This is a genomic window from Rhizobacter sp. AJA081-3 (genome assembly GCF_017795745.1).
Taxonomy (GTDB): domain Bacteria; phylum Pseudomonadota; class Gammaproteobacteria; order Burkholderiales; family Burkholderiaceae_C; genus Piscinibacter.
In genome coordinates this window covers 2278661-2295712 of record NZ_CP059067.1, presented here as the reverse complement: position 1 = coordinate 2295712, position 17052 = coordinate 2278661, and the positions used below count along the sequence as shown (strand labels likewise).

Genomic DNA, 17052 nt, shown 5'->3' with positions numbered 1-17052 from the left:
CAGGCCGACCATCAAGGCCGATGCGGCAGCGGGGCAAAACGCTAGAGTGGCTGCATGCGCCGACCCGTGATTGCCCTGGATGCCGATGGTGTGCTGCTGGATTTCCATCTCGCATATGCGGCTGCATGGCAGCGCGCTTTCGGCCACTATCCGGACGAGCGCGATCCCCAGGCCTATTGGCCGATGGACCGGTGGAAGGTGCCGCGGCTGGGCATGTTCCGGCGGCAGCGATTCAAGTCGGAGTTCGGCGAGTTGTTTTGGTCAAGCGTGCCGCCCATGGAGGGCGCCGTGCAGGCTTGCCATCGATTGAGGGAGGCGGGTTTCGATCTGGTGTGCGTTTCAGCGCTCGATGCCCGTTTCGAAGGGGCCCGGTTGCACAACCTGCGCAGCCATGGCTTCCCCATCGAGCGGGTGATCGCCACAGGCAACCGGGAGACCGAGCGAAGCCCGAAGGCGGACGTGGTCGAAGAACTGCGCCCCGAGGCCTTCGTCGACGACTATCTGCCGTACTTCCGCGGCATTCCGGACAGCGTGCACAAGGCCTTGGTCCTGCGGGCGCCCAATGGCAGCCCGAACACAGGCCCGGAACTGGCCATCGTCGCCAGTGTCCACCAGGACCTGGCGGAATTCACCCGGACCTGGCTGTCACGCTGAACGGACGGGCGAGCCGTCCGCCCCGGTGCGTCACTGCACGGTCACTTCGACGCGCCGGGCTTCTGCGGCATCGCCGGCGTTGATCTGCTCGGGCTTCTTCAGTTCGATCTTGTCCTCCGGTACGCCAGCGGCCTTGAGCGCATCGCGCACGGCGATCGCGCGCTGCTTGGCCAGTTCGGCGTTCTGGGCCGGATCACCGGTGGCGTCATGGTATCCGCTGATCACCGCCTTGCCGCCGGACTTTCCGGCCGCTGCCAGCTTGGCGATGCTCTCGGCACCGTTGGCCGGGAGGTCGGCCTTGCCGCTGTCGAAGTAGAACTTCGCCGTGGTGGCCGCCGCTGCGGGGGCCGTCGCGGCGGGAGGCGCGGCGTGCGCGGCGGCAGCCGCCTTGGGCGGCATCGGCAGCAACGGCACGATCAGCAGCGCGACGATGTTGATGATCTTGATCAGCGGGTTCACGGCCGGGCCGGCGGTGTCCTTGTAGGGATCGCCCACCGTGTCGCCGGTCACAGCTGCCTTGTGGGCCTCGCTGCCCTTGCCGCCGTGGTGTCCATCTTCGATGTACTTCTTGGCGTTGTCCCAGGCGCCGCCGCCGGTACACATCGAGATCGCCACGAAGAGGCCGGTCACGATCGTGCCCATCAGCAGGCCGCCCAGGGCCGCGGCGCCGAGCGTCATGCCCACGATCACGGGGACGACCACCGGCAGCAGCGACGGGACGATCATTTCCTTGATTGCCGCCGTGGTCAGCATGTCGACGGCCTTGCCGTACTCGGGCTTGGCCGTGCCTTCCATGATGCCCTTGATCTCCTTGAACTGGCGACGAACTTCGACCACCACCGAGCCCGCAGCGCGGCCAACGGCTTCCATCGCCATCGCGCCGAAGAGGTAGGGGATCAGGCCGCCGATGAACAGGCCGACGATCACCTTCGGGTCGCTCAGGTCGAAGCTCACGCTCATGCCGCGGCCTTCGAGCGAGTGTGTGTAGTCGGCGAACAGCACCAGCGCGGCCAGGCCGGCCGAGCCGATCGCGTAGCCCTTGGTCACCGCCTTGGTGGTGTTGCCCACCGCGTCCAGCGGGTCGGTGACATCGCGCACGCTAGCCGGCAGTTCCGACATCTCGGCGATGCCGCCGGCGTTGTCGGTGATCGGGCCGTAGGCGTCGAGGGCGACCACGATGCCGGCCATGCTGAGCATGGCAGTCGCCGCGATGGCGATGCCGTACAAGCCGGCCAGGCCGTAGGCGGCCATGATGGCAGCGCAGACGAACAGCACCGGCCAGGCCGTCGAGCGCATCGACACGCCCAGGCCGGCGATGATGTTGGTGCCATGGCCTGTCGTCGAGGCTTGCGCGATGTGCTGGACCGGCGAGTACTGCGTACCGGTATAGAACTCCGTGATCCAGACCAGCGCGGCGGTCAGCACCAGGCCGACGGCGCAGGAGCCGATCAGCTTCCACTGCGTGCCGGCACCGAGCGCGGTGTCGGGCATCACCAGCATCGTCACGCCGATGAAGGCGATGAACGACAGCACACCGGCGACGGCCAGGCCCTTGTACAGCGCGGGCATGACGTTCTTCATGCCCGGCGAGGCCTTGACGAACGAGCAGCCGATGATCGACGCGATGATCGACACGCCGCCGAGCAGCAGCGGGTAGACCACGGCCTGCATCGGCGCCGAGGCGACCATCAGCGCACCCAGCGCCATCGTCGCGATCAGCGTCACGGCGTAGGTCTCGAACAGGTCGGCGGCCATGCCGGCGCAGTCGCCGACGTTGTCGCCCACGTTGTCGGCGATCACTGCGGGGTTGCGCGGGTCGTCTTCGGGGATGCCGGCTTCGACCTTGCCCACCAGGTCGGCGCCCACATCGGCGCCCTTGGTGAAGATGCCGCCGCCCAGTCGCGCGAAGATCGAGATCAGCGACGAGCCGAAGGCCAGCCCGAGCAGCGGCTTGAGCACGCTCGACAGGCTCTTGTCCGGCGTGAGGTTGCCGTTGCCGGTGATGAACATGAAGAAGATCGTCACGCCCAGCAGGCCCAAGCCGACCACCAGCATGCCGGTGATCGCGCCGCCCTTGAAGGCGACGTCGAGTGCCGGGCCGATGCCCTTGGTCGCGGCCTGCGCGGTGCGCACGTTGGCGCGCACCGAGACGTTCATGCCGATGAAGCCGCAAGCGCCCGAAAGCACCGCGCCGACGACGAAGCCGATCGCGGTGGTGCCGTCGAGGAAGATGCCGATCAGGATGGCCAGCACCACGCCGACGACCGCGATGGTCTTGTACTGCCGGGCCAAATAGGCGGCCGCTCCCTGCTGGATCGCTCCGGCGATTTCCTGCATGCGGGCATTGCCGGGACTCTGGCTGAGAATCCAGCTTCGCTGAACGAAGCCGTAGACGACGGCGGCCAGACCGCAGGCCAGCGCGATGTAAAGCGCCACGTTGGTGGACATCAGGGGATCTCCTTCCTCATTGCTCGGATCTGATTGGAATACTTCTTTTGAACGTCTCGCGGAACGTTCGCGCACGCGCAGGCGGCGGCCCGTTCCGGGGCTCGCGGGATGCTACGGGATGACTTCGGGCAAGGCAACGACGCCGTCACGGTGTTTTCCAGCCTTTTGTGCTGCGGATCAATGTGTCAGTTCGCCGACAGTGCTCTGCGTAGAATTCGGGTTTGTCCGAATAATGTCCGCGAGAAACGCATGAGCCTGCACAACGTCACCCCCGGCCCGAAGGCACCCGACAACTTCAACGTGATCATCGAGATCCCGATGAACGCTGATCCGATCAAGTACGAGGTGGACAAGGAAACCGGTGCGATGTTCGTCGACCGATTCATGACGACGGCGATGCACTATCCGTGCAACTACGGCTACATCCCGATGACGCTGGCCGACGACGGCGACCCGGTCGACGTGCTCGTGATCACGCCGTACGCGCTGACGCCGGGCGTGGTGGTGACCTGCCGGCCGCTGGGCGTGCTGAAGATGGACGACGAGGCCGGCGGCGACGCCAAGCTGCTGGCGGTGCCGATCGACAAGGTCTGCCCGATCTACAGCCACTGGAACAAGCCGGAAGACATCAACCAGATGCGCCTGAAGGCGATCCAGCACTTCTTCGAGCACTACAAGGACCTGGAGGCCGGCAAGTGGGTCAAGGTCCAGGGCTGGGAAGGCCCGGAGGCCGCCAAGGCTGAAGTCGTGAACGGCGTTGCGGCCTACCAGAACGCCAAGAAGAAGGCCTGATTCAGCAGGCCTGATTCACGGCGGCCGGCACGGTCGCGGATCTTTTTCGGTGCGGCAGGCTCCTACACTGCCGTTTCCTCGAAGTCACCGTGCCGACCATGCTCCGATTCCTCCGCGGGTTCGTCTTCTTCTTTCTCGCGCTGCTGGTAGGCGCCGCGCAGGCGCAGCGCTTGCCCGCCGGCGTGCGCGCCGTGACCTCGGTCGAGGGCATCGACGAGTACCGGCTCGCCAACGGTCTGCAGCTGCTTCTGGTGCCTGACGACTCCAAGCCGACGACGACGGTCAATCTCACCTACCACGTCGGTTCGCGCCACGAGAACTACGGCGAGACGGGCATGGCGCATTTGCTCGAGCACCTGATCTTCAAGGGGTCGCCGAAGCATCCCAAGGTCTGGGCCGAGTTCCAGAAGCGCGGGCTGGCAGCCAACGGCTCGACGAACTTCGATCGAACCAACTACACCGCCAGCTTCTCCGCCGACGAAGGAAATCTCAACTGGTACATCGGCTGGCTGGCCGATTCGATGGTCAACAGCTTCATCGCGCGCAAGGACCTGGACACCGAGATGACGGTGGTGCGTAACGAGATGGAGATGGGCGAGAACAGCCCGCAGCGCATCCTCTATCAGCGCACGATGGCCCTGATGTACGACTGGCACAACTACGGCAAGGACGTGATCGGTGCGCGCAGCGACGTGGAGAACGTCGACATCGGCCGACTTCAGGCCTTCTATCGCACCTACTACCAGCCCGACAACGCCACGCTGATCGTCTCCGGCCGCATCGATGCGGCCCAGGTGCTGCGCCAGGTGGCGGCGACCTTCGGCAAGCTGCCGCGCCCGAAACGCAGCCTGCCTGCGCAGTACACGCTCGACGCGGCGCAGGACGGCGAACGCACCGTCACCCTGCGCCGCGTGGGCGGAGCGCCGCTGATCTTCGTCGGCTACCACATGCCGCCCGCAGGGCACCCGGATTCGGCGGCCTCCGACCTGCTGGCACTGGTGCTCGGCGACTCGCCGTCGGGGCGTCTGCACAAGCGCCTGACCGAGAAGAAGCTGGCCGCGGGAACCTTCGGGGAATCCTTCGGGCTGGCCGAGCCGTCGGTGCTGCTTCTGGGCGCGCAACTGTCGCCGGGCCAGAATGCCGATGCGGCGAAGACGGCCATGCTGTCCACTGCGGAGTCCTTCGCCAGCGAGCCGATCGGCGAGGAGGAACTGGAGCGGGCCCGTGCCAAGTGGCTCAAGGGCTGGGAGCAGACCTTCAACAACCCCGAGGCCATCGGGATGACGCTGTCGGAGTCGGTCGCGCAGGGAGACTGGCGCATGTTCTTTCTTGCGCGAGACCGCGTTCGCGAGGTCAAGCTGGCCGAGGTGCAACGCGTTGCGTCCCAGCGCCTGATCGCAGACAACCGCACGCTGGCCACCTACCTCCCCACCGAGAAGCCGTTGCGCGCGCCGGTGCCGCAGCGCATGGACATGGCGCAGGCAATGCGCGAGTTCAAGCCCGCGCAAGCGGCCGGCCGGGTCGAGGCGTTCGAGGCGACGCCGGCCAACATCGATGCGCGCACCCAGCGTTTCGAGGTGGGCGGCATCCGCGCCGCGCTGGTGCCCAAAGGCACGCGCGGCCAAGCGGTGCGTGCCGTGCTGACGCTGCGCTTCGGCAATGTGGAGAGCCTGGCCGGCCTGGGCGACGTGCCGGACTTCACTGCGGCGCTCCTCGACAAGGGCACGGCGACGATGACGCGCGAACAGGTGCAGGACCGGCTGGACCAGCTGAAAACCGAGCTGTCGTTCCGCGCATCACCGGGGCAACTGAGCGTGTCGATCTCGTCGCGTCGCGAGCACCTGCCGGCGGCCATTGCGTTGGTCGGCGAACTGCTGCGCAAACCGGCGTTGCCGGCCGACGCCTTCGACGAGATCCGCCGGCAGGCACTCACCGGCATCGAGCAGCAGCGCAAGGAACCGGGCTCCGTCGCAGACAACGCTCTCGGCCGGCTCGGCAATCCGTACCCGCGCGGCGACGTGCGCTACGAGCGGACCTTCGATGAGATGGTGGCCGACGTGAACGCAGTCACGCTGGACAAGGTGCGCGACTTCCACGCGCGCTTCTACGGCGCATCTCGCGGGGAGTTCGCTGCGGCAGGCGACATGGATGCAGCCCAGGTGCGCACGGCGCTGCAGTCGGCCCTGGGCGACTGGCGCGGCGCGGCCTCCTACACGCGCGTACCGCAGCCTTTTGTGGCGCAGGTGCCGCAGCGTCTGGTACTGAGCACACCGGACAAGCAGAACGCGACGATGCTGGTGCAACTGCCGGTGCCACTGTCGGATCGCGACGCCGACTACCCGGCGCTGACGATGGCGAACTACCTGCTCGGCCTGGGCGGCAATTCGCGCCTGTGGAAGCGCATCCGCGAGACCGAGGGCCTGTCTTACGACGTGAACAGCCGGGTGTCGTGGAGCTCGCACGAAGCCCATTCGATCTGGACGGCCAGCGCGATCTTCGCGCCGCAGAATGGGCCGAAGGTCGAGAAGGCGTTTCGTGAGGAGCTCGAGCGTGCAGTGCGCGAGGGTTTCAGCGCGCAGGAGCTGGCGGAGGGCCAGCGCGGGCTGCTGAACTTCCGCCGGCTATCGCGCGCGCAGGATGGAGCTATCGCCGCTTCGCTGGCGAACAACCTCAACCTCGACCGCACCTTCGCCTACTCCGCGCGCATCGATTCCGAACTGGGCCGGTTGACGCTCGCCCAGGTCAACGCCGCGTTGCGCAAGTACCTGAAGCCGGACGGCTTGGTGTTTGTCCTTGCCGGCGACTTCAAGCCTTGAACGGCCGGCGCTCGTTCAGCTCGTCGAGGTAGTCCTCGACGCCGGCGCCTTCGCGCGCCAGGAAGTCGGCCACCGCCTGCGCGAACTGCGGGTGGGCGAGCCAGTGCGCGGAATGCGTCTGCACCGGCAGCAGGCCGCGCGCCATCTTGTGCTCGCCTTGCGCGCCGCCTTCGAAGCGGCTGTAGTTCCGGGCGATGCACCACTGCAGCGGTTGGTAGTAGCAGGCCTCGAAGTGCAGGCAGGGGACCTGCTCGATGCAGCCCCAGTAGCGGCCGAACGCGACGCCGCGATCGGGATCGACGGCGATCAACGAGGCGGCGATCGCTTCGTCGCCGCGCCGGGCCACGAACATGACCCAGTGGCGCGCCATCGTCGCCGCCATGCAGCCGAAGAAGTCGCGGGTCAGGTAGGGCGTCGAGTGGTGCGCGCGGTAGGTGAGGGTGTAGCAGCGGTAGAAGAAGTCCCAGTCGGCGTGCGTGATCGCGTCGCCTTCGAGCGTGTCGAAGCGGATGCCGGCCTCGGCGACGCGGCGCCTCTCCTGCTGGATCTTCTTGCGCTTCTCGCGCTGAAGACACGCCAGGAACGCAGCGAAGTCGGGGTAGGGCGCGTCGGGCGGGTTGGTCCAGTGGAATTGCACGTTGCTGCGCAGCATCCAGCCCTCGGCCAGCGCGGCCTCGCGGTCGGCTTCGTCGATGAAGAGCAGGTGCGCCGACGACAGGCCGTCCTGAACGGCGAGTTGGCGCATCGCGCGCAACAGCAGGCGACGGTCGGACAAGCTGCGCGCCAGCAGCCGACAGCCCGGCACCGGCGTGAAGGGCACGGCGTCGAGCAGCTTCGGGTAGTACGCGAGGCCGTGGCGCTGATAGGCATCGGCCCAGGCCCAGTCGAACACGTACTCGCCGTAGGAATGTTCCTTCAGGTACAGCGGGCAGGCGGCAACGAGCTCTTCGCCGCGCCACACTGAGATGAAGCGTGGCCGCCATCCGGTGGCCGCGTTCGCACTGCCGGAGACGTGCAGCGCCGAGAGGTACTCGTGGCGCATGAAGGGCGTGGCGCTGCCCTGGCCTTCGAGCAAGGCGTTCCAGGCGGCCGCGTCGATCTGCGCCGGGTTGTCTTGCACCCGGATGACATAATCTTTCGAGCCCTCGTCGAGGCCTGAATCCACCTGCGAAACCTTGCTCATATGTCAGCCCAGCCCACGGTGAAGGTGGCCCTCGCGCAGATCAACGTGACGGTGGGCGACATCGCCGGCAACGCCCAGCGCATCGTCGAATCCGCTCAGCGCGCCCACGCGCAGGGCGCTCGGCTGGTGCTGTTCCCTGAACTGAGCCTGTGCGGCTACCCACCCGAAGACCTGCTGCTGCGCCCGGCCTTCATGCAGGCCTGTGCCGATGCGCTGGCCGGCTGCGCGCGGGCGCTGGGCGATCTCGAAGGCTTGCACGTGGTGGTGGGGCATCCGCATCAGTTCGGTGAGCGGGGGGATGTTAGGTCCAAGTCGGTGGCGGTGCAGCAGCGCTACAACGCAGCCTCGGTGCTCGCAGGGGGACGCGTCCTCGCCACCTACTGCAAGCGCGAACTGCCGAACTACCAGGTGTTCGACGAGCGGCGCTATTTCGCCTCGGGCCGCGACGCAGCGCAGTCGCCCGTGCTCTTCGAGGTCGGCAGCACGCGTTTCGCCGTGCTGATCTGCGAGGACGCCTGGTTCGACGAACCGGCGGCCAGCGCGAAGGCCGCTGGCGCACAGGTTCTGTGCGTGCTGAATGCGTCGCCCTTCCACCTGGGCAAGCTGGCCGAACGCGAGGCGCGCATGGCCGAACGCGCGCGCAATGTCGGGATGCCGCTGCTCTACTCGCACCTGACCGGTGCGCAGGATGAAGTCGTGTTCGATGGTGCTTCCTTCGCGCTCGATGCGCAGGGCCGCGTGGCCGCCCGCGCGCCGATGTTCGAGGAGGCGCTGACGATCGTCGAGATCCAGGGCGAGCGCGTGACGGGCCCGATTGCAGACGTGCCGTGTGTCGAGGCCCAGGCCTGGGCGGCGCTGGTCACCGGCGTGCGCGACTACCTCGGCAAGAACGGCTTCCCCGGCGCGATCATCGGCCTGTCGGGTGGTGTCGACTCGGCCTTGGTGCTGGCCATCGCAGTCGATGCGCTGGGTGCCGACAAGGTGCGCGCCGTGATGATGCCGTCGCCTTACACCGCCGACATCTCCTGGATCGACGCGCGCGACATGGCGCGACGCCTGGGCGTCCGCTACGACGAGATCTCCATCGTCCCGATGTTCGACGCCTTCCGCACCAGCCTGGCGCAGGAGTTCGCCGGCCTGCCGGAAGATGCCACCGAAGAGAACATCCAGGCACGCATCCGGGGCACGCTTCTGATGGCCCTGTCGAACAAGTTCGGCGCGATCGTGCTGACCACCGGCAACAAGAGCGAGATGGCGACGGGCTACTGCACGCTGTACGGCGACATGGCCGGCGGCTTCGCGGTCATCAAGGACGTGGCCAAGACGCTGGTCTACCGCCTGGCGGTGTGGAAGAACGCTCAGGGACGCGAGGTGATCCCCGAGCGCATCATCACCCGGCCACCCTCGGCTGAACTGCGGCCGGACCAGAAGGACCAGGATAGCCTGCCGCCCTACGAGGTGCTGGACGCCATCCTCGAGCGCTACATGGAAGACGATCAATCGATCGAGCAGATCGTGGCGGCCGGCTTCGACCCGGCCGACGTGGAGCGGGTCACGCGGCTCATCAAGATCAACGAGTACAAGCGCCGGCAGGCGCCGGTGGGCATCCGCATCACGCACCGTGCGTTCGGGCGCGACTGGAGATACCCGATCACGTCGAAGTTCCGCGCTTAAACTACGCCGAGTGCAACGTTTTCGGAGCTGGCCATGAAGCAGATCACCGCCGTCGTCAAACCGTTCAAGCTCGAAGAGGTGCGCGAGGCGCTGGCCGAGGTCGGAGTGACCGGCCTCACCGTGACCGAGGTGAAGGGTTTCGGGCGCCAGAAGGGGCACACCGAGCTGTACCGCGGTGCCGAGTACGTGGTCGACTTCCTGCCCAAGGTGAAGGTCGAGGTCGTCGTCAAGGATGTCGACGTCGACCGCTGCATCGAGGCGATCGTGAAGGCGGCCAAGACCGGCAAGATCGGTGACGGCAAGATCTTCGTCACCGCCGTCGAGCAGGTGGTGCGCATCCGCACCGGCGAGACGAACGAAGACGCCGTCTGAGGCCGTTGCCGGCGCTCAGATGCGCCGGTAGTCGTCGGGCTCGGTGGCCAGCGGCGTGAGCCGCGCGATCGCATCGAGCAATGCCTCCGGCTGTGTCTGCACCTGCAGCAGCGCGTGCTGCAGATCCGACACGAAGCCGTGCTCGACTGTCTGGCGCATGAAGTCGAGGAGGGCGTCGTAGTAGCCGTCGACGTTGAGCAGGCCGACTGGCTTGTCGTGGTAGCCGAGCTGGCGCCAGGTCCAGACCTCGAACAGTTCTTCAAAAGTGCCGATGCCGCCGGGCAAGGCGATGAAGGCATCGCTGTGTTCCGCCATCATCAGCTTGCGCTCGTGCATCGTTTCGACCACGTGCAGTTCGGTCAGGCCCCGATGACCGACTTCGCGCTCCATGAGCGAGCGGGGGATCACACCAAGCACCTGCGCGCCGGCGGCCAGCGCGGCGTCGGCCACGCGGCCCATCAGCCCGGCTCGGCCGCCGCCGTAGACCAGCCGCCAGCCGCGGCAGCCGATGGCCGTGCCGACGGTTGTCGCCGCGGCCTCGTAGGCCGCGTTGTCACCCGTGCGCGAGCCGCAATAGATGCACAGCGAGACGCGGCCGCTCATGTCGCGGCCCCGAAACGCTGCCACAACGCGGCCAGCCAGATGCCCGCACACAACAGCAGCGACAGGAACACGGCCGCGCTGGCCAGGTCCTTGGCGCGCTTGGAAAGGTCGTGCATCTCGAAGGAGACTCGGTCGATCGCTGACTCGATGCCCGAGTTGAGCAGTTCGACGACGAGCACCAGCATGACCGAGCCGGCCAGCAGGGCCACCTCGACCCAGTTGCGGCCAAGCCAGAACGACAGCGGAATCAGCAGCACGGCCAGCCAGGTTTCCTGGCGAAAGGCGCTTTCGCCGCGGTAGGCCGTCGCCAGGCCCTCGATCGAGTAGCCGGTGGCTCGAACGATGCGCTCGACGCCGGTGCGGCCCTTGTGCGGATTGGTCATGGAGGCGGATTCTGCCTCGTGATCAGCGTCGGTCCGCCGCCTTCCAGTGCATCAGGCGGGTTCCACAGGCGGCGTCGTGCCAGAACTGCCGCTGCGGATGCAGCAACGCGAGCATCGCGTAGACGATCACGCCGGTGATCAGCACACTGCCGATCGCAGCGCCGCCGTGGAGTCCGCCCAGCCACAGCGCCAACAGCGCAGGCACGAACCACAGCCAACTGAGCAGGTAGCGGCCCAGAGCGCGCAATTGCGTGACGGGTTGGCCGTGTTGGTCGACCAGCCGGATGTGCCAGGCCTTCATGGCCACGGTCTGCCCGCCGCGCGACCAGAACCACACGAAGTAGATGCCCAGCACGACGAAGAGGAAGGCTTGCAGCGCATGTCGCCCGACAAGGGCATGCCGCTGCTGGGTGAGGCTCGAGAAGAGGTAGCCCGAGATCATCAGCACCCCGAAAAGCAGCACGCCTTCGTAGAGGAAGCAGGCCATCCGCCGCCACAGACCGGGCGCCTGCAGGGGCGTCAAGCCGTCCGTCACCGGTAAGGAACTCACCGCTTCGGTGTCGGTGTCGTCGCTGGCGCGAGTGTCGCGGCTGCCGCGGCACCTTGCGGGCCGCGCTGTGGCAGCAGGGTTGCCTTGTCGACGAATCCCGGAGTCGCCGCGATCTTCGGCAGGCCAGGCTGCTGATGCGGCGGCGGCGCAGGCCGCTTGGAGATCAAAGATGTCGTTGCTCCGGGCTGGGCCTGAACCACGGTCGGGCCGACCGCCCTGGGCGGCGCCGCGTAGGATGTGTTGGGCACCAGATTGGACTTGGCTTGCACACCGTCGCGCTGGGCCAAGGCTGACTTGCGGGCAGCATCGCCGTTGCGCGCGGCGTTCGCCGACGTTGGCGGAGCGGCGCGCGCGGCCAGCTTGCCGCGCTGCTCCGGCGTGAGTGCCTGATAGGCCTGCCAGCGTGCCTGGCGTTCTTCCTTGGTGACCTGGCGGGCTTCCTGGTAGTTCATGCGCGCCTGGCCACGTTGCGCCGGCGACAACTTGACCCACTCGGACATGCGGGCCGCCACGCGCTGCTGTTCCGCGGGGGGCATGGCCGGGTACCGCGCAGCGATCTCCAGCCACTTCTGCTTGCTCTGGGCGTCAATGGTCGACCAGTCGCGTTCCAGGGGCCTGAGCGACGTGCGCTGCGCTGCTGACAAGTCTTGCCAGCGCGGCCCGCTTTCCGACGCGCCGCCGACCAGCACGGGCTTGCCCGCCGGGTTCGCCTGGGCACGAACGGCGGGCGCTAGTGCCAGGCAGCACAAGGCGACAGCGGCGATGCGGCACAGCGCACTCGAGGGGATGCCAAAGCTCATGGCACGCCCTCAGTCGCGCGGGGTCTTGAGGAATTCGACGAATCCCTCGTCGCTGTAGGCAGCCGGGGGCAGGTCGTCGGCCAGCAGTTCGGCATCGATCTCGGCGGCCACGGAGATCTGTGCCTGCGTGTGCAGGTGCTGGATCACCATCAGGCCAGCGGCCAGCGCCACCAACGGCAATGCCGAGCCGAGTTTCACCCACCACCCGTTGCCGCCGCCCAGCACCGCCGCAGCGACAGTCCCGCCCGAAACCACATGGGCCGCTTCAGCTTTGCGCGCGGCCTGAGCCTTCTCGAGCGCCTTCTCGCGCGCGAAGCGCAGGCGCTCGGAGATGTCGGTGTCGACGGTTTCGGCGTGTTCGTTCAGCCGGGCGGCGATCCGGTAGGCGATGCGAGCTTCGAGAGCGTCCTGACCTGACTGATAAATGGTGGCGTTCGAGTTCTTCACGGTGCTATTCCCTTTGCCTTCAGGGCTTTGGCCAAGGCATGCACTGCTCTGGAGCAGTGTGTCTTGACGCTTCCCTCCGAACAACCCATCACCTGAGCGGTTTCGGCGACATCGAGTTCCTCCCAGTAACGCAGTGTGAACGCTTCCCGTTGACGGCCTGGCAACTGCGAAACCTCTGACTCGATCACGAGCAGGATCTGGGCCCGTGACACCGAATCTGCCGCGCTCTCGGTTCCGGCGGAACTGTCCAGGGCCTCCAGCGTCTCCAGGATATTGAAGTCGCCGTCCTCGTCGGAGGATTCGAAATCCGAGAAATTCCGCACATGGGCATTGCGCACCTTCTGGCGGCGAAACCAGTCCATCGTCGCGTTGGACAGGATGCGCTGGAACAGCAGGGGCAGTTCGGCCGGGGGGCGGTCGACGTACTTCTCTGCCAGGCGGATCATCGAGTCCTGGACGATGTCGAGGGCCGCATCGTCGTCTCGAACGGCATAGGCCACGCGCTTGAAGGCGCGCTTCTCGACGCTCTTGAGGAAGTCGGAGAGTTCTTTGTCGGATGCCAAGGCAGGGGCGCCTCGGAAAGAGGCCCGGGGAGACGGCGCGGATTATGTCATCGCACCGCATTGGGACGGCCTCGTGAAAGATCAATGTGCAAACAGGTGTCATAATGCTGCTTTGCACAACAGCTGGGTCAGAGGCTGGACGTCCGACCCGGACGCCTCGTTTTTTGATCGCGCAGGCACCACACCCGTCTCATGAGGACGCGGAGAGGTGCACCGATGGTTTTTCGTTAGAGAAAATCACAAAGGTTCAACATGGATATGTCTGCCGCGGAAGTCAAGCGTGCCGCTTCGGCACAACCGCAAACTCCCCCCCACGCCGACCCGAACGGTTCGGAAATCCTGGTCCGCTGCCTGCAGGCCGAGAACGTCAAGTTCCTCTGGGGCTACCCCGGCGGAGCCGTGCTGTACATCTACGACGCGTTGTACAAGCAGAACACCATCGAGCACGTGCTGGTGCGCCACGAGCAGGCCGCCATCCACGCCGCCGACGGCTATGCCCGCGCCACCGGCGACGTCGGCGTGGCGCTCGTCACCTCGGGCCCGGGCGTCACCAATGCCGTGACCGGCATTGCGACGGCCTACATGGACTCGATCCCGATGGTCATCATCACCGGGCAGGTGCCGACGCCGGCGATCGGCCTCGATGCCTTCCAGGAATGTGACACCGTCGGCATCACGCGGCCGATCGTCAAGCACAACTTCCTGGTCAAGGACGTGCGCGACCTGGCGATGACGCTCAAGAAGGCCTTCCACATCGCCCGCACCGGCCGCCCCGGCCCGGTGGTGGTGGACATCCCGAAGGACGTGTCGCTGAAGACCACGCCCTTCCACTACCCGGCCACGGTCGAGATGCGCTCCTACAACCCGGTGCGCAAGGGCCACGGCGGGCAGATCCGCAAGGCGGTTCAGTTGCTTCTGGCGGCCAAGCGTCCTTACATCTACACCGGCGGCGGCGTGATCCTGGGCAACGCCTCGGCTGAACTGCGCGAGCTGGTCAACATGCTCGGCTATCCGTGCACGAACACGCTGATGGGTCTGGGCGCGTTCCCTTCCAGCGACCCCAAGTTCCTCGGCATGCTCGGCATGCACGGCACCTACGAAGCCAACATGACGATGCAGAACTGCGACGTCCTGTTGGCTGTCGGTGCGCGCTTCGACGACCGAGTGATCGGCAACCCGGCGCACTTCGCCTCGGTGCAGCGCAAGATCGTGCACATCGACATCGACCCGTCGTCGATCTCCAAGCGCGTGAAGGTCGACATCCCGATCGTCGGCGACGTGAAGGACGTGCTGCAGGAACTGATCGCACAGATCAAGGAAGCGCAGGCCAAACCCGACGTGCAGTCGCTGTCGGCGTGGTGGGGCCAGATCAACGAGTGGCGCAAGCGCGAGTGCCTGAAGTACAAGAACAGCACCGAGGTCATCAAGCCGCAGTACGTGGTCGACAAGCTCTGGGAGCTGACGAAGGACAGCGACTGCTACATCACTTCGGACGTCGGCCAGCACCAGATGTGGGCGGCTCAGTACTACCGCTTCGACGAGCCGCGCCGCTGGATCAACTCCGGCGGCCTGGGTACGATGGGCGTGGGCCTGCCCTACGCGATGGGCATCAAGCTCGCCAAGCCGGATTCGGACGTCTTCTGCATCACCGGCGAAGGCTCGATCCAGATGTGCATCCAGGAGCTCTCGACCTGCCTGCAGTACAAGACGCCGGTCAAGATCATCTCGCTGAACAACCGCTACCTCGGCATGGTGCGGCAGTGGCAGGAACTGGACTACCAGGGCCGCTACTCGCACAGCTACATGGATGCGCTGCCCGACTTCGTGAAGCTGGCCGAGGCCTATGGTCACGTCGGACTGAAGATCGAGAAGCCGGGTGACGTCGAGCCGGCGCTGCGCGAGGCCATCAAGCTGAAGGACCGCACGGTGTTCCTTGACGTGCGCACCGATCCGACCGAGAACGTCTGGCCGATGGTCAAGGCGGGCAAGGGCATCTCGGAGATGCTGCTGGGCTCCGAGGACCTGTGACGCGCTGAACGCCGGCGAGGGTGCGCGCCTGACCGGGCGCGCGCCAGGAGCCGGCGGGACGCGCCGAACGACTCGGAAACGATTCCCTTTCAACTTCAGCGTGGCCAAGGGCCGTCGGTTACCGCCGCCGGCCTGAAGAGCGCGCCAAACCTTCATGAAACACATCATTGCCTTGCTGCTCGAGAACGAGCCCGGCGCGCTGTCCCGTGTCGTCGCGCTGTTCTCTGCCCGCGGCTACAACATCGAGAGCCTGACCGTCGCGCCCACCGAGGACGCGTCGCTGTCGCGCATGACGATCGTCACCACCGGTTCCGACGAGGTGATCGAGCAGATCACCAAGCACCTGAACCGGCTGATCGAGGTCGTCAAGGTCGTCGATCTCACCGAAGGTGCCTACACCGAGCGCGAACTCATGCTCATCAAGGTGCGCGCGGTCGGCAAGGAGCGCGAGGAGATGAAGCGCATGGCCGACATCTTCCGCGGCCGCATCATCGACGTCACCGAGAAGAGCTACACCATCGAACTGACCGGCGACGCGAGCAAGCTCGATGCCTTCATCGAGGCCATCGACCGCGCCGCCATTCTCGAAACCGTGCGCACCGGCACCAGCGGGATCGGTCGCGGCGAGCGCATCCTGCGCGTCTGAATCCCGCCCCCATTGAACAGCGATTGACTGAAGGAGAACAAGCATGAAGGTCTACTACGACAAGGACGCCGATCTGAGCCTGGTGAAGGGCAAGAACGTCACCATCATCGGTTACGGCTCGCAGGGCCATGCGCACGCGCAGAACCTGAACGACAGTGGCGTGAAGGTCACCGTCGGCCTGCGCAAGGGCGGCGCGTCCTGGGCGAAGGTCGAGAAGGCCGGGCTGAAGGTCGCCGAGGTCGCGGACGCCGTGAAGGCGGCTGACATCGTCATGATCCTGCTGCCCGACGAGCAGATCGCCGCCGTCTACAAGAACGACGTCGAACCGAACATCAAGCAGGGCGCGTCGCTGGCCTTCGCGCACGGCTTCAACGTGCACTACGGTCAGGTCGTGCCGCGCGCTGACCTCGACGTCTGGATGGTCGCGCCGAAGGCCCCGGGCCACACCGTGCGCTCCACCTACACGCAAGGCGGCGGCGTGCCGCACCTGATCGCCGTCTACGCCGACAAGTCCGGCAAGGCGCGTGACCTGGCACTGAGCTACGCCGTGGCCAATGGCGGCGGCAAGGCCGGCATCATCGAGACCAACTTCCGCGAAGAGACCGAGACCGACCTGTTCGGCGAGCAGGCCGTGCTCTGCGGCGGCACCGTCGAGTTGATCAAGGCCGGCTACGAGACCCTGGTCGAAGCCGGCTATGCGCCGGAGATGGCCTACTTCGAGTGCCTGCACGAGCTCAAGCTGATCGTCGACCTGATCTATGAAGGCGGCATCGCGAACATGAACTACTCGATCTCGAACAATGCCGAGTACGGCGAGTACGTGACGGGCCCGCGCATCGTCACCGAAGAGACGAAGAAGGTCATGAAGCAGGTGCTCAAGGACATCCAGACCGGCGAGTACGCGAAGAGCTTCATCCTCGAGAACCGGGCCGGTGCGCCGACGCTGCAGTCGCGTCGTCGCCTGAACTCGGAGCACTCGATCGAGATCGTCGGCGAGAAGCTGCGCGCGATGATGCCGTGGATCAAGAAGAACCGGCTGGTCGACCAGTCGCGCAACTGATCTTCAGCCAGCCATCCGAGGGCCGCACGGGCA

General features: G+C 66.3%; 16 protein-coding genes. 8 read left to right on the top strand and 8 right to left on the bottom strand.

Annotated elements, in window-relative coordinates:
* Positions 1–54: 54 nt before the first annotated feature.
* A complete protein-coding gene (locus HZ992_RS10925) occupies positions 55–654 on the top strand; it encodes an HAD family hydrolase (protein ID WP_209386659.1) in 600 nt (199 codons plus the stop codon).
* 30 nt (positions 655–684) lie between these two features.
* Here HZ992_RS10925 and HZ992_RS10920 read toward each other — a convergent pair whose 3' ends face one another.
* Positions 685–3102 (bottom strand): sodium-translocating pyrophosphatase, encoded by a 2418-nt coding sequence (locus HZ992_RS10920; RefSeq protein WP_209386658.1) that lies wholly within the window; start codon positions 3100–3102, stop codon positions 685–687.
* A gap of 249 nt (positions 3103–3351) precedes the next feature.
* On the opposite strand from HZ992_RS10920, the gene ppa reads away from it, so the two are divergent.
* Together ppa and HZ992_RS10910 are read left to right on the top strand one after the other, a co-directional pair.
* Positions 3352–3894 carry an inorganic diphosphatase gene (gene ppa / locus HZ992_RS10915; protein ID WP_209386657.1) on the top strand — a complete coding sequence of 181 codons (543 nt, stop codon included), beginning with the start codon at positions 3352–3354 and terminating at the stop codon, positions 3892–3894.
* Positions 3895–3992: 98 nt separating this feature from the next.
* Positions 3993–6710: a M16 family metallopeptidase gene (locus HZ992_RS10910; RefSeq protein WP_209386656.1), complete on the top strand. Its 2718-nt coding sequence runs from the start codon at positions 3993–3995 to the stop codon at positions 6708–6710.
* Here HZ992_RS10910 and HZ992_RS10905 read toward each other — a convergent pair.
* Positions 6700–7893, bottom strand: coding sequence for a GNAT family N-acetyltransferase (locus tag HZ992_RS10905; protein WP_209386655.1), 1194 nt, complete (start codon positions 7891–7893; stop codon positions 6700–6702). The genes HZ992_RS10910 and HZ992_RS10905 overlap by 11 nt on opposite strands.
* On the opposite strand from HZ992_RS10905, the gene HZ992_RS10900 reads away from it, so the two are divergent.
* Together HZ992_RS10900 and HZ992_RS10895 are read left to right on the top strand one after the other, a co-directional pair.
* Positions 7894–9567, top strand: coding sequence for an NAD+ synthase (locus HZ992_RS10900; RefSeq protein WP_209386654.1), 1674 nt, complete (start codon positions 7894–7896; stop codon positions 9565–9567). It abuts the gene before it with no gap.
* Between the two features lie 33 nt (positions 9568–9600).
* On the top strand, positions 9601–9939 hold the full coding sequence (locus HZ992_RS10895) for a P-II family nitrogen regulator (protein ID WP_209386653.1): 339 nt from the start codon (positions 9601–9603) through the stop codon (positions 9937–9939).
* Between the two features lie 15 nt (positions 9940–9954).
* Here the strand turns inward: HZ992_RS10895 and HZ992_RS10890 are convergent, their stop codons facing one another.
* The 6 genes from HZ992_RS10890 to HZ992_RS10865 are packed head-to-tail and all read right to left on the bottom strand — an operon-like array spanning position 9955 to position 13285.
* Positions 9955–10542, bottom strand: a complete 588-nt coding sequence (locus HZ992_RS10890; RefSeq protein ID WP_209386652.1) for an LOG family protein — start codon at positions 10540–10542, stop codon at positions 9955–9957.
* A complete protein-coding gene (locus HZ992_RS10885) occupies positions 10539–10925 on the bottom strand; it encodes a diacylglycerol kinase (protein WP_209386651.1) in 387 nt (128 codons plus the stop codon). Before HZ992_RS10885 ends, HZ992_RS10890 begins: the two co-directional genes overlap by 4 nt.
* Before the next feature lie 22 nt (positions 10926–10947).
* On the bottom strand, positions 10948–11412 hold the full coding sequence (locus HZ992_RS10880) for an RDD family protein (RefSeq protein ID WP_245213486.1): 465 nt from the start codon (positions 11410–11412) through the stop codon (positions 10948–10950).
* 59 nt (positions 11413–11471) lie between these two features.
* Positions 11472–12275, bottom strand: coding sequence for a DUF3106 domain-containing protein (locus tag HZ992_RS10875; protein ID WP_209386650.1), 804 nt, complete (start codon positions 12273–12275; stop codon positions 11472–11474).
* A 9-nt stretch (positions 12276–12284) separates the two neighbouring features.
* A complete protein-coding gene (locus HZ992_RS10870) occupies positions 12285–12722 on the bottom strand; it encodes a DUF3619 family protein (RefSeq protein WP_245213430.1) in 438 nt (145 codons plus the stop codon).
* The gene (locus HZ992_RS10865; RefSeq protein WP_209386649.1) at positions 12719–13285 is read right to left on the bottom strand and encodes an RNA polymerase sigma factor; all 567 of its coding nucleotides are present in this window, start codon (positions 13283–13285) and stop codon (positions 12719–12721) included. Before HZ992_RS10865 ends, HZ992_RS10870 begins: the two co-directional genes overlap by 4 nt.
* A 252-nt stretch (positions 13286–13537) precedes the next feature.
* On the opposite strand from HZ992_RS10865, the gene HZ992_RS10860 reads away from it, so the two are divergent.
* From HZ992_RS10860 to ilvC, 3 genes are all read left to right on the top strand, one after another.
* On the top strand, positions 13538–15313 hold the full coding sequence (locus HZ992_RS10860) for an acetolactate synthase 3 catalytic subunit (protein ID WP_209386648.1): 1776 nt from the start codon (positions 13538–13540) through the stop codon (positions 15311–15313).
* Positions 15314–15467: 154 nt separating this feature from the next.
* On the top strand, positions 15468–15959 hold the full coding sequence (gene ilvN, locus HZ992_RS10855; protein WP_209386647.1) for an acetolactate synthase small subunit: 492 nt from the start codon (positions 15468–15470) through the stop codon (positions 15957–15959).
* Between the two features lie 43 nt (positions 15960–16002).
* On the top strand, positions 16003–17019 hold the full coding sequence (gene ilvC, locus HZ992_RS10850; protein ID WP_209386646.1) for a ketol-acid reductoisomerase: 1017 nt from the start codon (positions 16003–16005) through the stop codon (positions 17017–17019).
* Positions 17020–17052: the final 33 nt, after the last annotated feature.

What these genes read in the sequence shown, in the direction of transcription:
- HZ992_RS10925 (WP_209386659.1), top strand. Translation starts at nt 55, where the DNA reads ATGCGCCGACCCGTGATTGCCCTGGATGCCGATGGTGTGCTGCTGGAT.
- HZ992_RS10920 (WP_209386658.1), bottom strand. Translation starts at nt 3,102, where the DNA reads ATGTCCACCAACGTGGCGCTTTACATCGCGCTGGCCTGCGGTCTGGCC.
- ppa (WP_209386657.1), top strand. Translation starts at nt 3,352, where the DNA reads ATGAGCCTGCACAACGTCACCCCCGGCCCGAAGGCACCCGACAACTTC.
- HZ992_RS10910 (WP_209386656.1), top strand. Translation starts at nt 3,993, where the DNA reads ATGCTCCGATTCCTCCGCGGGTTCGTCTTCTTCTTTCTCGCGCTGCTG.
- HZ992_RS10905 (WP_209386655.1), bottom strand. Translation starts at nt 7,893, where the DNA reads ATGAGCAAGGTTTCGCAGGTGGATTCAGGCCTCGACGAGGGCTCGAAA.
- HZ992_RS10900 (WP_209386654.1), top strand. Translation starts at nt 7,894, where the DNA reads ATGTCAGCCCAGCCCACGGTGAAGGTGGCCCTCGCGCAGATCAACGTG.
- HZ992_RS10895 (WP_209386653.1), top strand. Translation starts at nt 9,601, where the DNA reads ATGAAGCAGATCACCGCCGTCGTCAAACCGTTCAAGCTCGAAGAGGTG.
- HZ992_RS10890 (WP_209386652.1), bottom strand. Translation starts at nt 10,542, where the DNA reads ATGAGCGGCCGCGTCTCGCTGTGCATCTATTGCGGCTCGCGCACGGGT.
- HZ992_RS10885 (WP_209386651.1), bottom strand. Translation starts at nt 10,925, where the DNA reads ATGACCAATCCGCACAAGGGCCGCACCGGCGTCGAGCGCATCGTTCGA.
- HZ992_RS10880 (WP_245213486.1), bottom strand. Translation starts at nt 11,412, where the DNA reads ATGGCCTGCTTCCTCTACGAAGGCGTGCTGCTTTTCGGGGTGCTGATG.
- HZ992_RS10875 (WP_209386650.1), bottom strand. Translation starts at nt 12,275, where the DNA reads ATGAGCTTTGGCATCCCCTCGAGTGCGCTGTGCCGCATCGCCGCTGTC.
- HZ992_RS10860 (WP_209386648.1), top strand. Translation starts at nt 13,538, where the DNA reads ATGGATATGTCTGCCGCGGAAGTCAAGCGTGCCGCTTCGGCACAACCG.
- ilvN (WP_209386647.1), top strand. Translation starts at nt 15,468, where the DNA reads ATGAAACACATCATTGCCTTGCTGCTCGAGAACGAGCCCGGCGCGCTG.
- ilvC (WP_209386646.1), top strand. Translation starts at nt 16,003, where the DNA reads ATGAAGGTCTACTACGACAAGGACGCCGATCTGAGCCTGGTGAAGGGC.